Annotated in this window: 14 protein-coding genes and 1 tRNA gene; 6 read left to right on the top strand and 9 right to left on the bottom strand. The window is 72.3% G+C overall.

Annotated features, from left to right (window positions below; translation table 11 throughout):
• The first annotated feature begins 47 nt into the window (after nucleotides 1-47).
• A complete protein-coding gene (locus MOPEL_RS13965) occupies nucleotides 48-1,814 on the top strand; it encodes a glycoside hydrolase family 13 protein (RefSeq protein ID WP_009483525.1) in 1,767 nt (588 codons plus the stop codon).
• Between the two features lie 99 nt (nucleotides 1,815-1,913).
• Here MOPEL_RS13965 and MOPEL_RS13960 read toward each other — a convergent pair whose 3' ends face one another.
• Both MOPEL_RS13960 and MOPEL_RS13955 read right to left on the bottom strand, forming a co-directional pair.
• The gene (locus MOPEL_RS13960; RefSeq protein WP_009483524.1) at nucleotides 1,914-2,618 is read right to left on the bottom strand and encodes a DUF8185 domain-containing protein; all 705 of its coding nucleotides are present in this window, start codon (nucleotides 2,616-2,618) and stop codon (nucleotides 1,914-1,916) included.
• A complete protein-coding gene (locus MOPEL_RS13955; RefSeq protein ID WP_009483523.1) occupies nucleotides 2,615-3,094 on the bottom strand; it encodes an acyl-CoA thioesterase in 480 nt (159 codons plus the stop codon). Before MOPEL_RS13955 ends, MOPEL_RS13960 begins: the two co-directional genes overlap by 4 nt.
• Before the next feature lie 50 nt (nucleotides 3,095-3,144).
• On the opposite strand from MOPEL_RS13955, the gene MOPEL_RS13950 reads away from it, so the two are divergent.
• Nucleotides 3,145-4,035, top strand: a complete 891-nt coding sequence (locus tag MOPEL_RS13950; protein ID WP_009483522.1) for an acyl-CoA thioesterase — start codon at nucleotides 3,145-3,147, stop codon at nucleotides 4,033-4,035.
• A gap of 97 nt (nucleotides 4,036-4,132) precedes the next feature.
• Here the strand turns inward: MOPEL_RS13950 and MOPEL_RS13945 are convergent, their stop codons facing one another.
• The 6 genes from MOPEL_RS13945 to MOPEL_RS13920 all read right to left on the bottom strand — a co-directional run bounded on the left by MOPEL_RS13945 (nucleotide 4,133) and on the right by MOPEL_RS13920 (nucleotide 11,694).
• Nucleotides 4,133-5,041: a pseudouridine synthase gene (locus MOPEL_RS13945; protein ID WP_009483521.1), complete on the bottom strand. Its 909-nt coding sequence runs from the start codon at nucleotides 5,039-5,041 to the stop codon at nucleotides 4,133-4,135.
• A 179-nt stretch (nucleotides 5,042-5,220) separates the two neighbouring features.
• A complete protein-coding gene (ettA, locus tag MOPEL_RS13940; protein WP_009483520.1) occupies nucleotides 5,221-6,903 on the bottom strand; it encodes an energy-dependent translational throttle protein EttA in 1,683 nt (560 codons plus the stop codon).
• A 68-nt stretch (nucleotides 6,904-6,971) separates the two neighbouring features.
• A complete protein-coding gene (locus MOPEL_RS16185) occupies nucleotides 6,972-7,613 on the bottom strand; it encodes a single-stranded DNA-binding protein (protein ID WP_009483519.1) in 642 nt (213 codons plus the stop codon).
• Between the two features lie 158 nt (nucleotides 7,614-7,771).
• On the bottom strand, nucleotides 7,772-9,502 hold the full coding sequence (locus tag MOPEL_RS13930; RefSeq protein ID WP_009483518.1) for a GTPase: 1,731 nt from the start codon (nucleotides 9,500-9,502) through the stop codon (nucleotides 7,772-7,774).
• Nucleotides 9,499-11,463 carry a GTPase family protein gene (locus MOPEL_RS13925; protein ID WP_009483517.1) on the bottom strand — a complete coding sequence of 655 codons (1,965 nt, stop codon included), beginning with the start codon at nucleotides 11,461-11,463 and terminating at the stop codon, nucleotides 9,499-9,501. The genes MOPEL_RS13930 and MOPEL_RS13925 overlap by 4 nt, the downstream gene beginning before the upstream one ends.
• 157 nt (nucleotides 11,464-11,620) lie before the next feature.
• Nucleotides 11,621-11,694 (bottom strand) — tRNA-Arg (locus MOPEL_RS13920).
• Between the two features lie 145 nt (nucleotides 11,695-11,839).
• Between MOPEL_RS13920 and MOPEL_RS13915 the strand changes: the two genes are divergently transcribed.
• On the top strand, nucleotides 11,840-12,598 hold the full coding sequence (locus tag MOPEL_RS13915) for a 4'-phosphopantetheinyl transferase family protein (RefSeq protein WP_051992331.1): 759 nt from the start codon (nucleotides 11,840-11,842) through the stop codon (nucleotides 12,596-12,598).
• Nucleotides 12,599-12,715: 117 nt separating this feature from the next.
• On the opposite strand, the gene MOPEL_RS13910 is transcribed toward MOPEL_RS13915, so the two are convergent.
• Nucleotides 12,716-13,537, bottom strand: a complete 822-nt coding sequence (locus MOPEL_RS13910; protein ID WP_009483515.1) for a hypothetical protein — start codon at nucleotides 13,535-13,537, stop codon at nucleotides 12,716-12,718.
• A 285-nt stretch (nucleotides 13,538-13,822) separates the two neighbouring features.
• Between MOPEL_RS13910 and MOPEL_RS13905 the strand changes: the two genes are divergently transcribed.
• Genes MOPEL_RS13905 through MOPEL_RS13895 form a run of 3 tightly spaced genes read left to right on the top strand, consistent with a single transcriptional unit; the run spans nucleotide 13,823 to nucleotide 19,919 of the window.
• Nucleotides 13,823-17,878, top strand: coding sequence for a Pls/PosA family non-ribosomal peptide synthetase (locus MOPEL_RS13905; protein ID WP_217994546.1), 4,056 nt, complete (start codon nucleotides 13,823-13,825; stop codon nucleotides 17,876-17,878).
• Nucleotides 17,875-19,182, top strand: coding sequence for a heparan-alpha-glucosaminide N-acetyltransferase domain-containing protein (locus tag MOPEL_RS13900; RefSeq protein ID WP_009483513.1), 1,308 nt, complete (start codon nucleotides 17,875-17,877; stop codon nucleotides 19,180-19,182). The genes MOPEL_RS13905 and MOPEL_RS13900 overlap by 4 nt, the downstream gene beginning before the upstream one ends.
• A complete protein-coding gene (locus MOPEL_RS13895; RefSeq protein ID WP_009483512.1) occupies nucleotides 19,179-19,919 on the top strand; it encodes a BPL-N domain-containing protein in 741 nt (246 codons plus the stop codon). Before MOPEL_RS13900 ends, MOPEL_RS13895 begins: the two co-directional genes overlap by 4 nt.
• Nucleotides 19,920-19,986: the final 67 nt, after the last annotated feature.

The raw sequence follows: 19,986 nt of genomic DNA, 5'->3' as shown, positions 1-19,986 counted from the left end.
CACCCCCGACCGGTGCGGGACGTGTCCACGATTGCCACACTGGGAGGGTGACGACGGAACCCGCTCCCTTCCACTCCCCCGGCACCCCCGACGACCCGTGGTGGCGCCATGCCGTGATCTATCAGGTGTATCCGCGGTCGTGGGCCGACTCGACGGGCGACGGCGTCGGTGACCTGCCCGGCATCACCGCGCGCCTGCCCTACCTCGTCGACCTCGGCGTCGACGCCCTGTGGCTGTCGCCGTTCTACCGCTCGCCGATGGCCGACGCCGGGTACGACGTCGCCGACTACCGCGACATCGACCCGCTCTTCGGCACCCTCGCCGACGCCGACGCGCTCATCGCCCGCGCCCACGAGCTCGGCCTCAAGGTGATCGTCGACCTCGTCCCCAACCACACGAGCCGCGAGCACGCCTGGTTCCAGGCCGCACTCGCCGCCGAGCCCGGCTCGCCCGAACGCGCCCGCTACCTCTTCCGCGACGGTCGCGGCCCCCACGGCGAGGAGCCCCCGAACGACTGGTCCTCGGTGTTCACCGGGTCCGCCTGGACGATGGCCGAACCCGCCGTCGTCGAGGACGACGGCCACGGCGCGACGCGGGTCGTCCGCAAGGCGCAGTGGTACCTCAACCTCTTCGACTCGGGCCAGCCCGACCTCGACTGGACCAACCCCGAGGTCCACGAGGAGTTCGACGCGATCCTCCGGTTCTGGCTCGACCGGGGCGTCGACGGGTTCCGCGTCGACGTCGCCCACGGCCTCGTCAAGAAGGAGGGACTGCCCGACTTCGCCGACCGCGCCGACATGGCGGGCACCAACCCCGACGGCACCGCGACGAGCGACGCCCCGATGTGGGACCAGGACGGCGTCCACGACATCTACCGCGCGTGGCGCCGCACCCTGGACGAGTACGTGACGCGTCGTCCCGACGGGAGCATCGACCCCGACGGGGACCGCATCCTCGTCGCCGAGGCGTGGGTCGAGCCCATCGAGCGGGCCGCGCTCTACGTCCGGCCCGACGAGATGCACCAGGCCTTCAACTTCCACTACCTCAATGCGCCGTGGCGGGCGGCCGACCTGCGGGAGGCCGTCGAGGAGTCGCTGCACGGCAACGACCTCGTGGGTGCCCCGACGACATGGGTGCTGTCGAACCACGACGTCGTGCGGCACGCCTCGCGCCTGGGGTTCGCGCCGGGCACGCCGCGTCCCAACGGCATCGCCGCGGACGACCCGCAGCCCGACGCCGAGGCCGGACTGCGGCGGGCCCGGGCGCAGACGACGCTCATGCTCGCCCTGCCGGGGTCGGCCTACCTCTACCAGGGCGAGGAGCTCGGCCTGCCCGAGCACACCACGCTCCCCGACGAGGCGCGTCAGGACCCGACGTTCCTCCGTTCCCACGGCGCCGAGACGGGCCGGGACGGCTGCCGCATCCCCATGTCCTGGGAGGCCGACGCCCCCGCCGCCGGGTTCAACACGACGGGTGAGGCGTGGCTGCCGCAGCCGGAGAGCTACTCGGGTCTCGCCGTCGACCGGCAGGACGGCGTCGAGGGGTCGACCCTCGAGCTCTACCGCGCGCTCCTGCGGATCCGCCGCGAACGCGGCCTCGGATCGGCCGGGATCTCCGCGGTGCCGGGGACGCCGGACGACGTCGTCGCCTACGATCTGCAGGGCGCCGACGACGACGCACCTCGCACCCGGGTGATCCTCAACCTCGGCGCCGAGGCGGTCGAGCTCCCGCAGGGCGACGTCCTCGTGACGAGCGGTCCGCTCGACGACGGCCGCCTCCCCACCGACACCGCCGCCTGGGTCGCGCCGGCCTGACGACGACGCCCTCTACGGCCCCCTCGGAGACGACACCGGCCCCGGGTCGACTCACCTCGAGTCGGCCCGGGGCCGCTGTCATCTCGGTGGCCCCCCGCCTCAACGGGAGAGGACGTACCCCGCGGGAGTGCTGAGGCGGGCCCACCGGCCGTTCGTGTGGAGCGGGATCTCGGGGGCGGTGAAGCCGAGGCCGTGGAGCGCGAACGCGGCACCGGCGGGCACCGACGTGCCGGGGATCGGCCTGCGCCACACCGCGTCCCGCACCCGCGGGTCGCCGCCGGCCGCGGCGACCTCGGCGATGCCCTCGGTCGCGAGCTGCTCCACGTCGGCTCCCGGGAGCAGACCGACCGGAGCCCACCCGCTCCGCGGCGCGGACATGCCCGACCACGCCTCGACGACCGGGGCGACGGGTACCGACAGGCGCACGCTCCCCCGGCTCCCCGGATCGGCGGGTGCCGCATCGCCCTGGGCTCCTGCCTCCGACCCCGGCGACGAGAACCCCTGCGACTGGGCGTCGTCCACCGCGCCCTGCACCGACGTGAGACGGAGGAGGAGATCGTCGAGACCTACGGTGAGATCACCTGCGGCCTCGTCGGCGAGCATCACCACCCGCATCCCGAGGACGGTGCCCTCCCCCATGAGACCCGATCCCGCGAGCGCGCAGATCGTCACGGCGAGCACCCGCCCCGAGGCCTGGAGCCGCACCGCCGTGGACCCGAGGCGACGCGCGCGGCGAAGGAGCGTCACGAGGTCGGCGGCATCGCGCTCGTCGGCGAGGTCGAGATACTCCGGAGCCGATGTCATCGGGCCGCCTTGCGGCGACGGTGCAGCGGCGCGGGGTCGCCGTGCTGCTCCTCGAGGACGGCACGCTCGTCCTCGCTCAACCGACGCGAATGCCCGGCGGCGGCGTCGAACCGCACGAGGGTCGTCTCGGCGAGGCAGTACCGCGTGTCGCCGTACCCCTCGGGGTCGCGCAACTCGCACGCCATCGTGAAGCTCGAGGCACCGATGTGGCTGCACCACACCCGCGCCGCCACCGGCGTCGTGCGGTACGGGAGCTGGGCGAGGTAGTCGACCTCCTGGTTGCTCACGACGAGACCCGCGTCGAGCAGACCCCCGTGGCCGTACCACTCGTCGAGCGCGATGATGCGCGCCTGCTCGAGCAGCGTCACGAACGTCGCGTTGTTCACGTGCCCGTACGCGTCCATGTCGGACCACCGAAGGGGGATCTCGACGACGAGCGCGGGGTCGGTGGAGGTGGGGGTGTCGCCTGCAGTCATGGGGGCGATCCTGCCAAAGGCGAAACGACGCTACTCTTTCGGGTGTGAACGTGACCCTGCCGCCCGAGGACTTCGATCCCTTCCACGACCTCCTCGACGTGCTCGACCTCGACGCCGTCGCCGGGGAGGCCGACGTGTTCGAGGGCCGCAGCCAGCCCCAGCCCCACGGACGGGTGTTCGGCGGCCAGGTCGTCGCCCAGAGCATCGTCGCCGCCGGTCGGACCGTCGCCGACCTCGACGGCGCCCCACGCCTCCTCCACTCCCTGCACGGGTACTTCCTGCGCCCCGGTGACCCCGACACGTGCACCCGCTACGAGGTCGAACGCCTCCGCGACGGGCACTCGTTCTCCGCGCGCCGCGTCCACGCGATCCAGCACGGCCGCCCGATCATCTCGATGATCTTCTCGTTCCAGACCCACGACGACGGCCTCGAACACCAGGCGATGATGCCCGCCGTGCCCGACCCCGAGACGCTCCGCTCCGACGACGACGAACTCGCCACGCTCGGAAACCCGGTGAGCGAGTACATGGCCCGCACCCGCGCCATCGACATCCGCCACTGCCAGGGCCACCTCTACGGCCGCCCGCGCCGCATCACCGCCTCCGAGCAGAGCGTGTGGCTCCGCGCCAAAGGGGAGCTGCCCGACGACCCGCTGATCCACAGCGCCGTCCTCGCCTACGCCTCGGACTACAACCTCCTCGAAGGCGCCCTGCGTCGCCACGGCGTCGCGTGGGGCGACCGCCGCATCCGCGCGGCGAGCCTCGACCACTCGATGTGGTTCCACCGCCCGTTCCGCGCCGACGAATGGCTCCTCTACACCCAGGCCTCCCCCTCCGCGCAGGGCGGCCGGGCCCTCGGCATGGGGCACGTCTTCCGGGAGGACGGTGTGCTCGTCGCCACCGTCGCCCAGGAGGGCATGATGCGGCTCAAGCAGTCCTGACGACCCCCACCGTCCGACCGTCGGCGTCCTGCCCCCACCGTGGGGGGCGGGACGCCGACGTCGTTCACCGTCGGCGACCCCGGCACCACCGCCGTGGTCAGCGGTGGTCAGGTTCGGAGGGTCCGGCGGGCGTACCGGCTCCACCGAGTTCATCGGTACCGCCACCGTTTCCGGTCACGGGCCCGCACGGCTCGCCGGGGAGGTCGCACCGTGACGTGAAGGTGCGTGCGCGGCCACTGATCGGGTCCACGAAGGTGAGTTCCCTCGCGACGAGCGCGAGCGGCGCGTCGAACGACTCCGGGCGCTCGCGGTCGGCCTCGACGCCGTAGAGCGGGTCACCGACGATCGGCGTGCCGAGCGAGGCGAGATGGACGCGCAGCTGGTGCGTCCGCCCCGTGCGCGGCCGCAACCACAGCCGGGCCGTTCCGCCGGCGACGTCGAGCACCTCGAGACACGTCTCGGCGTTCGGCTCCCCCGCCACCTCCCGCGCGCACATCTCGCCGCGTTCCTTGACGATCCGCGACCGGACGACGCCGGGCAGGGTCTCGGCGGGTCGACCTGCCGTCCACACGCGGGCCTCGTACGTCTTGACGACCCGGCGGGACGCGAAGAGCTCCTGGTAGGCGGCGCGCGCCTCGGGCCGGAGGGTGAGGAGCAACACGCCGCTCGTCAGCCGGTCGAGACGATGCGCCGGCGACGCGTCGGGGTCCCCCGCCGCCTGCACCCGGCCGAGCACGGTCTCGCGGACGTGACTGCCCCGTGGCGTCGTCGCGAGGAACGGCGGCTTGTCGACGACGAGCACGTCCTCGTCCCGGTGGAGTTCGACGAGCTCCCCCGGCACCGGAGTCTCGGACGGCAGGTCGCGATACGTCCACACCGACCCGCCCCGCCGACGCCCCTCCACGTACGACGTCGTCGCCGTGACGACGGCGCCGTCGGCGAGAACGATCTCCCCCGCCGCGAGACGCCGATCGATCTGCTCCGACGCGCCCGTGATCTCCCGCATCGCCTCGACGACGGTCTCCCACCGCCCCGACGGCGGTAGCCCCAGACGCGCGACGCCCGCCCCCTCCCGTGGCGGGAGCGGGGGCGGGCGTCGTCGTCGTCGTGACATCGGACTTCGGCCTGTCCGGCGTGGTCCGACCGCCGTGGCGGTCGGCAGCCAACCCTCGGATTGGCGCGACGTCAGTCGCGCGTGAGCTTGCGGTGGGTGACGCGGTGCGGACGCGCCGCCTCCTCGCCGAGGCGCTCGACCTTGTTCTTCTCGTAGCCGTCGAAGTTGCCCTCGTACCAGTACCAGGCCGCCGGGTTCTCCTCGGTGCCCTCGTAGGCGAGGATGTGCGTCGCGACGCGGTCGAGGAACCACCGGTCGTGGCTGATGACCACGGCGCAACCCGGGAAGTCGAGCAGCGCGTTCTCGAGGCTGCCGAGGGTCTCGACGTCGAGGTCGTTCGTCGGCTCGTCGAGGAGCAGCAGGTTGCCGCCCTGCTTGAGCGTGAGCGCGAGGTTGAGGCGGTTGCGCTCACCACCGGAGAGGACACCGGCCTTCTTCTGCTGGTCCGGGCCCTTGAACCCGAACTGGCTCACGTAGGCGCGGCTCGGGATCTCGACCTGGCCGACCTGGATGTGGTCGAGCCCGTCGGAGACGACCTCCCACAGGGTCTTGTTCGCGTCGAGCCCTTCACGCGTCTGGTCGACGTAGCTGATCTTGACGGTGTCGCCGACCTTGACGGTGCCCTCGTCCGGCTCCTCGAGCCCGACGATCGTCTTGAAGAGGGTCGTCTTGCCGACGCCGTTGGGGCCGATGACGCCGACGATGCCGTTGCGCGGCAGGGAGAAGCTCAGGCCCTCGATGAGGACGCGGTCGCCGAAGCCCTTCTTGAGGTTCTCCACCTCGATGACCGTGCTGCCGAGGCGCGGGCCCGGCGGGATCTGGATCTCCTCGAAGTCGAGCTTGCGGGTGCGCTCGGCCTCCGCGGCCATCTCCTCGTAGCGGGCAAGACGCGCCTTGCTCTTCGCCTGGCGGCCCTTGGCGTTGCTGCGGACCCACTCGAGCTCGTCCTTGAGGCGCTTCTGCAGCTTGGCGTCCTTCTTGCCCTGGACCTGCAGACGCTCGGCCTTCTTCTCGAGGTACGTCGAGTAGTTGCCCTCGTACGGGTAGAGACGCCCGCGGTCGACCTCGGCGATCCACTGGGCGACGTTGTCGAGAAAGTACCGGTCGTGGGTGACGGCGAGGACGGTGCCGGGGTAGTTCGCGAGGAACTGCTCGAGCCAGTTGACGCTCTCCGCGTCGAGGTGGTTGGTGGGCTCGTCGAGGAGGAGCAGGTCGGGCTTGGAGAGGAGCAGCTTGCACAGGGCGACGCGGCGGCGCTCACCACCGGAGAGGACGGAGACGTCCGCGTCCGCCGGCGGGCACTGGAGGGCGTCCATGGCCTGCTCGAGCTGGGAGTCGAGGTCCCACGCGTCGGCGTGGTCGATCTCCTCCTGGAGCTTGCCCATCTCCTCCATGAGGGCGTCGAAGTCGGCGTCGGGCTCGGCCATCTCGGCGGAGATCTCGTTGTAGCGGTCGACCTTCGCCTTGATCTCGCCGACGCCCTCCTCGACGTTGCCGAGGACGGTCTTGTCCTCGTTGAGCGGCGGCTCCTGCAGAAGGATGCCGACGCTGTAACCCGGGGAAAGGCGCGCCTCGCCGTTGCTCGGCTGGTCGAGCCCCGCCATGATCTTGAGGATCGTCGACTTGCCGGCGCCGTTGGGGCCGACGACGCCGATCTTGGCGCCCGGATAGAACGACATCGACACGTCATCGAGGATCAGCTTGTCGCCGACCGCCTTACGCGCCTTGGTCATGGTGTAGATGAACTCGGCCATGTCACGAGGCTATCCGTCCCGCGGCCACGCTCCGAATCGCGGTGGGCGTGGCCGGGCGGGGCGGACGTTCAGGCGGTGCGGACGACGTAGGGATCCGTATCTGCGCGAGCGGGATCGAGGGCCGTTCCGGCACCGGCGCCGGACGTGTCGAGACCGGGCACGTCGGCGTCTCCGTGCTCGGTGTCTCCGTGCGATCGAGAACCACCACCGGTCGTCCCCCACGGCGCGGCGCCGTTCCCGTCGCGGCTCGTCACAGCGTCGACACCCCCACCACCCGCATGTGCCGGTGCCGGCGCCGTCGTCGGCGCCGAGGGCGCGGCGGGGGATGCGACGGGGCGGGTGTTCTCGGCCCCGGCGCGGCGGAACGAGGAGACGCCCCGCGCCAGGTCGTGGCCCATCGACACGGCCTTGACCTCGACGTTCGTCCCCTTGCGACCGTCGGGGTGATCCCACTGGGAGATCTGCAGTTCGCCGTGGACGACGACCGGGTCGCCGCGACGGACGGACGCCGCGATGTGGGTGGCGAGCTGCCGGTAGGCGACGACGGTGACGAAGTTCGTCGCCCCGTCGACGTACCCGCGACGTTCGGAGTCCCAGCGCCACGGCGTCGAGGCGAGACGCACCGTGATCATCGGTTCGCCCTTGGAGGTCGTGCGGGTGCGAGGGTCCTCGGTCGTGTTGCCGCGGATAGTCACGTGGGTCTCGTTCATCTCGGTCTCCTGTGTGGGGGGTGACCGGCGAGCGCCGGCCCCTCCACCGTGGCCGAGGACCGGGACGCGCGACGGGGGCCGTCCCACCGGTGTGGACGGCCCCCGTCGCGTCGAGGAGGGTGTGGAACCCCGTCCGGGAGGCCCGGACGGAGCGCCGGTCAGCGGCGGGTGGCGAGCACCCGGTCGAGGCTCTCCCGGGTCTGGCGGTGACGGGCGAGGATCTCCGTCTGCGGCGCGAGGAGGCGGTTCTTCGCGACTCCCGCGATCGCCGTGTCGAGGCGCTTCTCGATGACGCGACGACGACGCCGGGCGCCCGCGTGGACGAGCGGGATGCTGAGGACCGAGAGGAGGAACCCGCCGAGCAGACCCCCGAGGAGCATGCCGGTGGGGACGGGGATGCCGGAGTACGCGGGCGTCTGCGGCAGCGGCAGCTGGGCCGCGGCCATCGCCCACAGGAGCATGAGCCACAGCAGACCGCCGAGCGCGCAGAGGATGAAGAGCCACTGCAACGCGCCGAGGAGGTACCACCACGACGGCGTGCGGTCCCGCAGCGGCGTCCCGACGATGGCCTGGTCGAGCGCGTCGCCGAGGTCGTTCTCGTCCGGCCCGGCGGCGGTCTCGACGGCGTCGGCCCACAGCGGCGGCAGCCCCTGCGCGGCCTTTGCGCCAGTACGACGGATGAGGGTCGCGACCGCCGCACGCGCCGCGGGGGTGGGTTCGGGCAGGGAGGAGCGGGCGAGGACGGCGCCGATCTCCGCGTCTTCCGTGCTCTGCGCCTTGCCGCGCTTCTTCTCGCCCTTGGCGAGGATCGTCTGGTCGAGGTGGAACCGCCGCATCGGGTCGGGCCGCAGGGCCCGCAGGCGCCGCGTGAGCGGCCACCCGGTGTGCCGTGACGCGCGGGCGCGGTAGTCGCGTTCGACGCTGTCGAGGACGACCGGCACCCCGGCGGAGCGCGCGAGGCCCGCGACGAGGGCGTCGTCGGGTTCGGCGGAGATCTGCGGCTCGGAGTCGGCCACGTCGGCCCGGAGCGACTCGGCCTCGGCGTAGAGGTCGCCGAGGAGACGGACGCGGGCCGCGGTGGCCGCGTGGACGGCGGTCGCGAGGGCGCCGCGGAGCTCGTCGAGCCCCTGGCCGGTGCGGGCGGAGACGAGGAGGACCTCGACGTTGGGCAGGCCGTCCTCGACGAGGAGCTGGTGGAGGTGCCGGCGGCAGGCCTCCGCCTCCTGCGCGTCGAGCCGGTCGGCCTGGTTGAGGACGACGAGCGTGACGGCCTCATGATTGCGCTGCCGCTGCAGGTAGTCCTCGTGGAGGATCCCGTCGGCGTACTTCTGCGGGTCGGTGACCCAGACGAACACGTCGGCGAGCTCGAGGACGCGGTCGGCCTCGGCGCGGTGGGCGACGCGGTGGGAGTCGACGTCGGGCAGGTCGAGGAGGACGAGCCCGTCGAGGTCCTCCCCCACCCCGCTGCGCTCGGCGCGTTCGGGGCTCACGCGATGGCGGTTGGCGGAGCCGACCCAATCGAGGAGTTGCGTGGCCGGGTCGTCGCCCCACACGGCGGACGTGATCGTCGTCGACGTGGGGCGGAGCATGCCGACGGTCGAGGCCGCCGAGCCGACGAGGCGGTTGAACGTGCTCGACTTGCCGCTGCCGGTGGCACCGGCGAGGGCGACGATCGTGTGTCCGCCGACGAGTTCGAGACGTTCCGAGGCCTTGCGGAGCGTGTGGCGGGCAGACTCGACCTTGGTCGGGGGGAGCTGGTCGCCACCGGCGTCGACGGCGCCGATGAGTCCACCGACGGCGTCCTTGAGCTGCTCCGGGCTGGGCGCGGCGGGGCGACGACCCCGACGGCTCAGCGAGGACCGCACCCGCGCGAGGCCCTTGTCGCTCATCGGGCCACCGCCACGGTCGCGGCGGCGTCGAGGAGACGTCCGGGCTGCGCCGGGTCGACGTCGATCTCGTCGACGGCGCCGGTGAGCCGGGCCTTCTGCTCGGCGTGGAGGTCCCCGACGCGTTCGAGGAGTCGGGCACGGGCCTTGGCGGCAAGGGTGCGCACGGCCTGGTCGCCGAAGATCGCCTCGAGGAGGCGCTGCGCGACGACGGCCGAGCCACCCGCGATGCCGACCTCGGCGCCGCCGAGGGTGCCCATCGTGTGGCTGAACACGACGAGCATGAGGACGACGCCGACCGCGTTGACGCCCATCGAGAGCACGCGAGCGGTCGTACGACGGTCCTGGCCCTCGCTGCGGACGAGTTCGAGGAGGTCCTGCTGCCAGTCGCGGACGAGGCGGTGGACCTCCGCGTCGAACCCGGGCGGCGGGGACGCGAGGTTGGGGTGGGCGGCCAGGACCTGCTCGGTGCCGGGGATCGTGCGCCACCGCTTGAGGACGGTCGCGTTCGCGTCCTCGGTGTGGGCGAGGATGAGGTCGGCGACGCCGGACTGCAGCGCCTCCCCGAGTTCCGTCGCGGGCGCCGGGCGACCCTTGAGCATCGCGGTGACCCGGTCGCGCAGGCGTCCGAACCCCACCTCGACCTGGCGGAGGAACTCGCCGGTGCCGACGAACTCCTGCCATCGCGCGAGGACCTCACCCCGCAGGAGGGTGCCGTCGCTCATGCCCTGGGCGATGCCCTCGAGGGCCTCGGCGTAGGCGACGTCGGCGACGGCGCGCATCTGCTCGACCGTCTGGACCTGCGTCGAACTCGCCTCGGCGAGCTGGCGGACGCGCCCTTCGAGGGAGTCGAGCGCGCCGTCGAGGGTGCGGCGGACGACGAGGCCGCGCGCACGCTGGTCCTCGCCGAGGAGGGAGAGCCACGTGCGCAGATCTGCGACGTCGCTCTCGGGGAGCATCCCGTTCTCGTCGAGGGAGGTCTCCTCGAGGGCGAACACCGGTGAGTTGGTGAGGCCCTCGTCGACGAGCATGCCGCCGAGGTGCTCGGCGATCTCCTCGCTCGCGCCGTCGGGCACGCGGTCGAGGACGATCGCGACGGACGTGCCCCGCTCGGCGGCGCGGCGGAGCATCTCCCACGGCACCGCGTCGGCGTAGCGGGCGGCGGTCGTGACGAACACCCACAGGTCGGCGGCGCCGAGGAGCTGGCGCGCGAGGTCGCGGTTGCCGGCGACGACGGAATCGATGTCTGGCGCGTCGAGGAGCGCGATGCCGGAGGGCAACCCGTCGGCGGCGGCGAGACGCAGCGCGGACGGGTCGTCGTTGTCGCCGGCCCCGCTGAGTCGAGTGAGGTTGGGCAGGACCCGCGGCGTGGTGAACCACGCGGCGTCGTCGGGGTGGTGGACGAGGACGCACGCCCGCGTCGTCGGCCGCAGCACGCCGCTGCGCGTGACGACGCGGCGGGCGAGCGTGTTGACGAGCGTCGACTTGCCCGCTCCCGTCGAGCCGCCGACGACGGCGAGCAGCGGGGCATCGATGTCGGCGAGCCGCGGGAGGATGTAGTCGTCGAACTGGTCGAGCATCTCGGTGCGACCACGGCGGGCGTCGGCGGCGTCGGACGTCTCGAGGGGAAGCCTCGATGCGGCGACCTCGTCGCGCAGGCCGGTCACCGCGGAGAAGAGCACGGAGACCTCGTCGACGGGCTCGCCCTCGACGATCTCGCCCTCGACGATCTGGCCGTCGACGATCTGGCCGTCGACGATCTGGCCGTCGACGACGTCACGATCGACGACGCCGTCGTGGACGAGGTCGTGGTGGGTCGCGGCGAGCGCCGCGTCGCCGTACCCCTCCGGGTGCGTCCCGTCGAGGTGGGCGGACTCCGGCGCGTCCGTCCACGCCGTCCCGGAGTCGCCCTGGAGGCGGTCGTCCCGCGCCGGGGTCGTGTCGTGCGTGAAGTCGTCGGTCACCGTGTGCCCTTTCTCGTGGCCCACCACGGTACCGGCGAAGCGGCCCCCCGCGCCCTTCGACCGAGCCGTACGCCGCGCCGAGTTCCTCCGCGACTGACGGCGAGGAAGGACGGCCCGCGCCGTCCCGGACACCGCATCGGCGGCGTCGAATGATGAGCGCCCCCAGCAGGATTCGAACCTGCGACCTAGAGATTAGAAGGCTCTTGCTCTATCCGGCTGAGCTATGGGGGCAGCGTGTCGAAGTGTAACGGTGACGCCGACGCGGCCGGATGGCGACGCGACACCGCACCCTGTCGGGGACGCCCCCCGACGGTCACCGACGCCGCATCCATGGATCACGTGAGGCACGTCACCACGCGGACATAAGGTGTGCCCCGTGAACGAGCCAGCCTGCGACGAGGTCCACGTCTACTCGACGTCGACCGACTTCGCGCCGTGGGCCGACCATCTCCTCGACGACGTGGAACGTGGCACGCTCGCGACGCTCCACCGTGCGCGCGACCGGGCGGGCTACGTGAGCGCCCACACTCTGCTGCGGTACGCCCTCGCCCGACACGCGGGCGTCCCCGAGGCGGAGCAGCGGTTCCACCGTCGGTGCGTCCTCTGCGGAGGCCCGCACGGAAAGCCCCGCCTCGTGCCGCCGGGACTCTCCCCCACCGACGCCCTCATGGCCGACCCGGGCACACCGCACGTCAACCTCTCCTACACGGGAGACCGCATCGTGCTCGCGCTCTGCGCCGACCGCCCCGTCGGCATCGACGTCGAGCGGTGGGACGGGACGAGCTTCGCCGGCTTCGCGAGCGTCGCACTCACCCCCGCGGAGGCTCGGGAGCTCCTCGAGTTCGACGTCGCCGAACGCGAGGTCGCCCGGGCCGTGTGGTGGTGCCGCAAAGAGGCCGTACTCAAGGCGACCGGTCACGGCCTGCGCGTCGACGCCCGCCGACTGCGGGTCACCGCGCCCGACCACCCGCCGGCGCTCCTCGACTGGACCGACGAGGCCGTCCCCCGCCCCACGGTGACGATGGCCGACCTCCCCGTCCGGGGCCGCTACACGGCCGCTCTCGCCGTCGCGGGCGACGCACCCTTCGCCGTCCGCCTCCACGAGGTGTCGGCGTTCACCGACACCGAGTCCTGAACCGCGGCGTCCGGGGGCCCTGCACCGCCACCCCCTCCCCCGAGGCGCCATCCACCCCGACACGACACATCGTCGCCGCCCACACCCGCCCGGAACCGCGACGAGGACGACACCGGCTCAGCGGTACCGGTCGAGCTGTCGCGCGAGGACCATGCCGAAGCGGCCGCCGAGATCGGAGTGGTCGAGACCCGTGGGTTCCACGCGGGACACCTTGGCCCCCCGGGCGCGGTACCACGCCGCGCCGCGCTTCGCGTCGTCGAGCGCGTCGTACCCGTCGTCGGTCCCCCTGCCGTCGTCGAGCGACCCGGTGTACCAGAGCAGCGGGACCCGCGACGGGACGGGCATCGCCGCACCTCGCGCCGGCGCCCCGCCCCCGCCGGTGACGACGACGCCACCCGTGGCGAGCCGCCCTCCGTGGGTGGGCAGCAGGTGCTTCGTGAGGAGCTGCGACCCGCCGGAGTAGCCGACGAACCAGATGTCCGTCACACCGAGCGAGCGCGCCGTGCTCTCCGTCAGAGCGGCGACGTAGGCGGCGTTCACCTGGCCGTTGCGCCAGAACGTCGCGTCACGGGCCGGCGTCCGGACCGACAAGGTGGCGTATCCCCGGGTCGCCGCTTGTGCGACGACACCGCGGGACCCGCCGAGTGCCCACGTCGAGTGCGGATGGTCGTGCCCGTACATGCCGTCGCCGTCGAGGTAGACGACGAGGCCCCGCGGACGCCCGCCGCGCACGGACGCGATGAAGAGGTGATACGTGGACCGTGTGCCCGCCCGGTCCGTGTAGGAGGCACCGAGACGGTCGGGCGCTGTCGGCGCAGATGCGGCGGCACGGTGACGCTGCAGGCGCCCCGCTTCTGCGGGAGGAGCCGAGGCGACGGTGGCCGCGACGGCGCCCGCGGCGAGAGCGACGGCGGCACGGCGGGAAAAGGACAGGGCCACGGGAATCTCCTGGATGGGGTCGAGAGCCGGCCCCACCGGCTCTCGCCGGCTCGGACCGGTCCGCCCGGGGGGCGGCCTCCTTCCGATCGGCACCTCCGGTCTCGGCCCTGAGCGCTCCCCCTTCACGAGATGCCTTGACCGGGTGGCCGATCATCACCGCGGGCGCTACCGTGTCGTTCGTTCAGGACAGTCGTCCAGACACACCGGGGGGGTCGGTCCGAGGGGGGCCGAGGATTCCGAAGCCCTCACGGTGTCGGAGCACGGAAGAGACCGGGTGACCTCGCCATGACCTTCAGCGCTAGCGCGCGCACGACCGACGACAGGCGGGTCGACCACCCCGCGGCCGGTCCCGAACGGCCTTGCCGCCCCCCGCTGCAACGACGGATGCACCACTACTTCGAGGCCACCGCCGAGGTCGTGCCGGAATCGATCGCCCTGGAGTGGGAGGGCGGCAGCTTCACCTACGCCGAACTGGAACGGCGGGCGAACCAGCTCGCGAACCACCTGATCGCCGAGGGGTACGTCACCCCGGGTGTACGGGTCGGCCTGTTCCTCGAACGGTCACCCGAGCTGTACGTCGCGCTCCTCGCCGCCCAGAAGGCCGGGGCCGTGTTCGTCCCCATCGATCCGCAGAGCCCCCAGGACCGACTCGAGTACTTCGTCGAGGACGCAGAGTTGGTCGTCCTCCTCACCTCGTCCATGCTGCGCGAGCGCGTCGGGGCCCTCCCCGCGCCGAGCGTCTACCTCGACCTCGTCGCCGACGAACTCGCCCACGCGCCCGTCGACCGGCCGGCCCTCCCCTTCGACGGTGACGACGCCGACATCACCGCTTACATCATCTACACCTCAGGGTCGAGCGGCCGCCCCAAGGGCGTCGACGTGCGGCAACCGAGCATCTGCAACTTCATCCACGTCATCACCGAGTTGTACGAGGTCCTCCCCAGCGATCGCGTCTACCAGGGCATGACGATCTCGTTCGACTTCGCCATCGAGGAGGTCTGGCCCACGTGGGCCACCGGGGCGACCATCGTCGCCGGCCCCACCGACGGCCGCCGGGTCGGCGAAGGACTCACCCGTTTCCTCGAAGATCGACGCATCACCCTGCTCCTGTGTGTGCCCACCGTGCTCTCCACCGTGGAACGGCAGATCCCCTCCATCCGGGCACTCATGGTCGGAGGCGAGGCGTGTCCCGCCGAACTCGTCGCCCGGTGGTCCACCGGTCGACGCATGCTCAACACCTATGGACCTACCGAGACGACCGTCACGTGCACGGTCGGCGAACTCCATCCGGGCAAGCCCGTGACGATCGGGGTGCCCGTCCCCACCTATACGGCCGTCATCCTCGACGAGAACCGACAGCCCGTCCCCGACGGGCAGGACGGTGAACTGGCCATCGGCGGCATCGGCGTCGCCGCCGGGTATCTCAACCGACCCGACCTCACCGCCGACCGGTTCATCCCACACCCGACCGACCCCTCACGAGGACGCATCTACCGCACCGGCGATCTCGCCCGCATCGACGAGCACGGCGAGATCGTGTACCTCGGACGTGCCGACGCGGAGGTGAAGATCCGCGGCCACCGCGTGGACCTCGGCGAGATCGAGAGCGTCATGATGCGCGACCCGCAGGTGCCGACCGCCGCCGTCAAGCACCTGCGCTCCGGAGCGTCGGGGGACGAACTGGCCGCCTACCTCGTTCTCGCCGAGGGCGCGGAGGCCGGCGAGGTCTTCCCCCGCATCCACGCCGCGATGCGCGACGCACTGCCGCCGTACATGGTTCCCGCGTTCATGGAGCGGTCCGAGGCGCTGCCGATGCTCCCCAGCGGCAAGGTGGACCGCAAGGCCCTGCCCGACCCGACGAGCACCCGCATCATCGGGGGCGACGGTGAGATCATCCCGCCCGCGACCCCGGAGGAGGAGTGGGTCCGTACGGTGTGGGCGCACGCGTTCGGCCTCGCCCCCGAGGCGCTCTCCGTCACCGCCGACTTCTTCGCCGACCTCTCCGGCCACTCCCTCGTCGCCGCCGGCGTCACATCGGCACTGCGCAGGGACTCGCGCGGCGCCTCCCTCTCGGTGATGGACCTCTACGCCAACCCCACCGTCCGTGGACTCGCCGAGCACGTCGCGCTTCGCGGTCTCGACGACGACATCCCGCAGGACGAGGACCTCCTCGGCGAAGACCTCCTCCCCACCGACCCACCCCGCACCCCCTCGACCGCGAGGACGGCCCTCTTCGGCGCAGCCCAGGCCGCGCTCGTCATCCTTCTCACCGCGTTCACGTTCCTGCCCGTGGCCGTCATCTACTGGTGGCACGACGGCGTGCCGAGCGCCCTCATGCTCCAGCACCTCGTGCTCACCTTCCCGCTCAACTACCTCACGGTGCGGTGGGTGCTGCCCCTCGCCACGGCACGGATCGTCGGCCACGGCCTCCGGGAGGGAGCCCACCCCCTCTACGGGCTCACCCACCTCCGCGTGTGGCTCGTCGAGAAGGCCATGGGGCTCTCCCCTCTCACCAACCTCGCAGGCTCGGCCTTCGCGCCCGGATACCTGCGTCTCGCCGGGGCCGACGTCCACGAGGAGGCACACATCGGCACGACGCGTGTGCCGTTGCCGACGATGGTCCGCGTCGGGGCGGGCGCCTCCGTCGGGTACGCCTCCCACCTCGCGGCCTACGCCGTCCGCGACGGGCGCCTCGTCATCGGGCGCGTCGTCGTCGAGAGCGACGCCACCGTTGCCGCCCAGGCCGTCCTGCCCGGCCCGTGCGAGCTCGGCCCGCGCTCCTACCTCGGGCCGCAATCGACCCTGCGCCCGGGGCAGCTCACCGGTCCCGACGAGGTGTGGACGGGATCCCCCGCCACCCGCCAGGAGAGCCAGTCCGACCCCGCCCTCACCCTCATGGCCTCGTGCGACAGGGCCCCCCGCACATGGAGTCCGGCGCTGCGTCGCCGCTTCGTCGCCGGCCTCGTCGCCCTCGAGTTCCTCCCCCTCGCGGCCCTCCTGCCCGTCGTCGTCGTGGTCTGGTGGGTCCTCCTCGTCGCGAACGACGGCGTCGCCCTCGCCGTCACCTTCCTCACCGGGCCCGTGTTCGTCGCCACCGCCTGCGGACTCATCCTCTGGCTCCGCCGGTTCGGTCTGCCTCGGACACCCCTCGGTGTCCGTCACCTGCGCTCCGGCCTCGGCGTCGACAAGTGGTTCGCCGACAAGCTCCTCGAATCGAGCCTGCTCCTCACGAACACGCTGTACGCGACCCTCTACACCCCGCCGTGGCTTCGCCGCCTCGGCGCGAGGATCGGCCGCGGCGCAGAGGTGTCGACGATCGCCAATATCGATCCGGACCTCCTCACGATCGGCGAGGAGTCCTTCGTCGCCGACATGGCGAACATCGGCGGCGCCACCTACTGCCACCACCACGTCGCGTTCCGCCCCACCGAGGTCGGTCGACGCGCCTTCGTCGGCAACGCCTCCCTCGTCCCCTCGGGCACCGATCTGGGCGACGGCTCCCTGCTCGGCGTCGGGTCCGTCCCCCCCGCGGGTGGCGTGCCCGAGGGCACCTCCTGGCTCGGCAGCCCCGCCATCTATCTCCCCCGCCGCGAGGTGTACGAGGGGTACGGCGACGCAGAGACGTTCCACCCGGGCCGCCGTCGGGTCGTCGAGCGTTACCTCATCGAGTTCGCCCGTATCGTCGCCCCGTCGACGCTTCTCGCACTGTCGACGTTCGCCACCCTGTGGCTCACGTCGCTGGTCGCCGCGGCCGGCACGCCGTTGTGGCTCATGCTTCTCACCACACCCCTCACCGCACTTGCCTGCGCCGTCGGCACCGTCCTCGTCGTCGCCGCGACCAAATGGGTCGTCGCAGGGCGTTACCGCCCCCGCGTCGAGCCGCTGTGGAGCCGGTTCGTCCGCCGCACCGAGTTCGTCACCGGCCTCTACGAGGGCGCCGCCGTCCCCGTACTGCTCCAGATGCTCACCGGCACCCCGATGCTCGGCCCCGTCCTGCGACTGTTCGGCGTGCGGGTCGGCCGACGTGCCCTCCTCAACACGACGTACATGACCGAGTTCGATCTCGTCCACCTCGGTGACGACGTCTACGTGGGCACCGAGGTCTCCCTCCAGACCCACCTGTTCGAGGACCGCGTCATGAAGATGAACGTCGTCGAGGTCGGCGACCGCGCCGAGGTCGGCATGCGTTCCGTCGTCCTCTACTCCACGCACGTCGGCGACGACGCCCGCCTCTCCCCTCTGTCTCTCGTCATGAAGGGCGAGTCCCTGCCCGAAGCCACCCGCTGGTCGGGCATCCCCGCCCAGGAGACGGCCCGTGCCCCCCGAGGAGTCCGTTCGTGAACACCCCCGACACCGTGGCGGGCCCGCCGCTCGAACACCTCGCCCACGATTGCGAGGAGACGACCGAACCGCCCGCCCGGCCCCTCGCCACGGGCCGCGTCCCAGCAGGGAGATTCGTCGGGGTCGACGTCGCCCGCGGCGTCGCCCTCGTCGGCATGATCGCCGTCCACACGATGTCCGCTGCGACCGACGACGGCGACGTCACACTCGCCTGGCAGCTCTTCTCCGGCAAGTCCGCCGCGCTGTTCGCGCTGCTCGGTGGCGTCGGTATCGCGTTCATGACCGGACGCACCCGCCCACCCCGTGGCGGGGCCTGGGCCCGCGCCGCGGTGACCCCTCTCGTACGCGGTCTCCTCATCGCCGCGATCGGGCTCACCCTCGGCTACGCCGTCTCCGACGACGCCGCCTACGTCATCCTCCCCTACCTCGGCGGCATGTTCCTCGCCGCCACGGTGCTCCTGCCACTACGCCCGAAGATGCTCATCGGGCTCGGCCTCGGCTGGGCCGTGGTCGCCCCCGTCCTCAGTCACCTGCTCCGCCTGTCACGGCCCGCGGCGGATCTGTCCAACCTCACGTTCACGACGCTGCTCGGGGAGCCCGGTCGCTTCGCCTGGACGGTCCTCGTCGCCGGGACGTTCCCCGTCCTCACCTGGCTGGCCTACATCGCGGTGGGGCTCGGCGTCGGCCGCACGGCACTCGGCAGCCGTCGGGTCGTCGCCCGCCTCGTTCTCGGCGGGTCGGCCCTCACCGCGGCCGTCGTCGCCGTGACACGTCTCCTCGTCTCGTCCGGCGTCCGCGAGCGCGTCGCGGAGGACGTCTCCGGGCACACCGACTTCGAGACGTTCACCGAGCGCCTCCTCTGGGGCGGCGACGGGGTGCTTCCTGCCGATTCCCCCTGGTGGCTGGCGATCAACGCCCCACACAGCGGCACCCCCCTCGACCTGCTCTACACGATCGGGATCGCGCTCCTCACCCTCGGCCTGTGCCTTGCGCTCGCGGTCGCCGTCGGGCCCCTCCTGCGGGTCCTCGCCGCGCCCGGCAGCATGACCCTCACCCTCTACTCCGCGCACGTGCTCCTCATCGAACCGCTCGACGGCCTGCCGGACGGCCTCGCCTTCCTCACGCACGTCGTCGTCCTGTTCACCTTCGCGCTCGTCTGGAGCTCCTTCTTCGCTAAGGGGCCGCTCGAGTGGGTCGTCGCCCGCATCACCCACGTGATCGCCCCGGCCCCGCGTGGGTCCGTCCCCGCGAGGGCGGCCCGTGGGTCCGGCGCCACCGCCCTCTCCGCCTCCGAGCAGCCGTGACGGGCCTCCTCGACCGGCTGCTCCGGCTCGCCACCGGCCCGCGGCCCACCCTCACGGCCGGGGCGGGCGGGGCGCTCCCCGACGCCGTCGTCTACAGGGGCCCGGCCACCCTGCCGGGTTGCCCTGAGGCCGTCGCCCGGGCACTCCGTTCGGCAGGACTACGCACCGCATACATCGGACCGGACGAGTGCCTCCCCCTCACCGCGGAGAGCCTCTCCGGGGTCCGCCTCTACGCCCAACCCGGCGGTGGCGAACTCGACGATGCATGGAGGCACCTCCGACGCTCGGCGTCCGTCGTGCGCGACCACGTCGAGGGCGGCGGCGCCTACCTCGGGTTCTGTCTCGGTGCCTACCTCGCCGGCGACGACCCGGGATTCGACCTCCTGCCCGGCAAGGTCGACCAATACGTCGTCAGCCTCGGTGCGACGATCGACCACACCGACGATGCACTCGTCTCCCTCGACTGGGGAGGGTCCACCCGCACGATGTACTTCCAGGACGGGGCGTACGTACGACTCGCCGACGGCGCCGACGCCGAGGTCGTCGCCCGATACGACAACGGCGCCGTGGCAGCTCTCGTGTGCGACCGCGGTCGTGGACGGGTCGGTGTCGTCGGCCCCCACCCCGAGGCGGAGCGCGACTGGTACACCGACGCCGGGCTCCCCGTACCGCGGCCACTCGCAACCGACCTCGCCGTCGACCTCGTCCAGCGGGTGTGCGCGCCGACGACAGGATGAGACCCGACGACGGCCGCAGGCGACGCTCCCTCCGCCGGGCGGCGGTCGCCGGCCTCATGGTCCTGCT

The sequence above is a fragment of the Mobilicoccus pelagius NBRC 104925 genome, assembly GCF_000247995.1.
Classification (GTDB): domain Bacteria; phylum Actinomycetota; class Actinomycetes; order Actinomycetales; family Dermatophilaceae; genus Mobilicoccus; species Mobilicoccus pelagius.
Note: the sequence above shows the minus strand (reverse complement) of the source record. Positions and strands in the feature narration are given on the sequence as shown.